The organism is Nocardia sp. NPDC058480 (assembly GCF_042720495.1).
Lineage (GTDB): Bacteria > Actinomycetota > Actinomycetes > Mycobacteriales > Mycobacteriaceae > Nocardia.
Map to the genome: position 1 here is coordinate 1 of NZ_JBHXMN010000039.1, position 1,263 is coordinate 1,263.

A 1,263-nucleotide genomic window follows, 5' to 3' on the forward strand; every position below is an offset into this window, starting at 1 on the left:
GGAGCCGTCGAAGGTGGGATCGGCGATTGGGACGAAGTCGTAACAAGGTAGCCGTACCGGAAGGTGCGGCTGGATCACCTCCTTTCTAAGGAGCAATTCTCCAGCTCATTCCCAACACAGGTTGGTGAGTGGTTGGCAGAGACAGTTTCGGACCCATTCGTGGTCCGGCTGGAGCTCATGGGTGGAACACTGACAACTTTCATCGCATACGGGTGGTCCTCAGTGACTATCCGCGATGGGTATACCGACACACTATTGGGTCCTGAAAGAACACGCGAAAGTGTTTTTTCTGGCAAAACAAACGATCCGCTCGGATCTTCGTACGTACCGCAGAGCTTGCTCTGGCCGGCGTCGAGACCAGGTTTGAGCGGGTGTGTTGTTTGAGAACTGCACAGTGGACGCGAGCATCTTTGTTAGTAAGTGTTTAAGAGCGTACGGTGGATGCCTTGGCACCAGGAGCCGATGAAGGACGTAGGAGGCTGCGATAAGCCTCGGGGAGCTGTCAACCGAGCTGAGATCCGAGGATTTCCGAATGGGGAAACCCAGCACGAGTGATGTCGTGTTACCCGCATCTGAATATATAGGGTGTGTGGAGGGAACGTGGGGAAGTGAAACATCTCAGTACCCACAGGAAGAGAAAACAACAGTGATTCCGTGAGTAGTGGCGAGCGAAAGCGGATGAGGCTAAACCGTGTACATGTGATACCCGGCAGGGGTTGTGTATTCGGTGTTGTGGGGTCTTCTTTCTTGATTCTGCCGGATCAAGCGAGAGTAAGAAACCGTTGGGTTAGTCGAAGTGGTCTGGAACGGCCCGTCGTAGAGGGTGATAATCCCGTAGACGAAAACTCAACGGCTCTCGTAGAAGATACCCGAGTAGCAGCGGGCCCGTGAAATCTGCTGTGAATCTGCCGGGACCACCCGGTAAGCCTGAATACTCCCTGGTGACCGATAGCGGACTAGTACCGTGAGGGAAAGGTGAAAAGTACCCCGGGAGGGGAGTGAAATAGTACCTGAAACCGTGCGCTTACAATCCGTCAAAGCCTTCGCAAACTTGTTTGTGTGGGGTGATGGCGTGCCTTTTGAAGAATGAGCCTGCGAGTCATCGGTGTGTGGCGAGGTTAACCCGTTGAGGGGTAGCCGTAGCGAAAGCGAGTCTGAATAGGGCGTTTTTAGTCGCACATTATGGACCCGAAGCGGAGTGATCTACCCATGGCCAGGGTGAAGCGACGGTAAGACGTCGTGGAGGCCCGAACCCACTTAGGT

The 1,263-nt window shown here is 54.2% G+C and carries 2 rRNA genes; both read left to right on the forward strand.

What is annotated here, in order from left to right:
* Positions 1 to 85 (forward strand): 16S ribosomal RNA (locus ACFWO8_RS33140); the annotation flags it as partial.
* Positions 86 to 414: 329 nt separating this feature from the next.
* Positions 415 to 1,263, forward strand: a 23S ribosomal RNA gene (locus tag ACFWO8_RS33145); the annotation flags it as partial.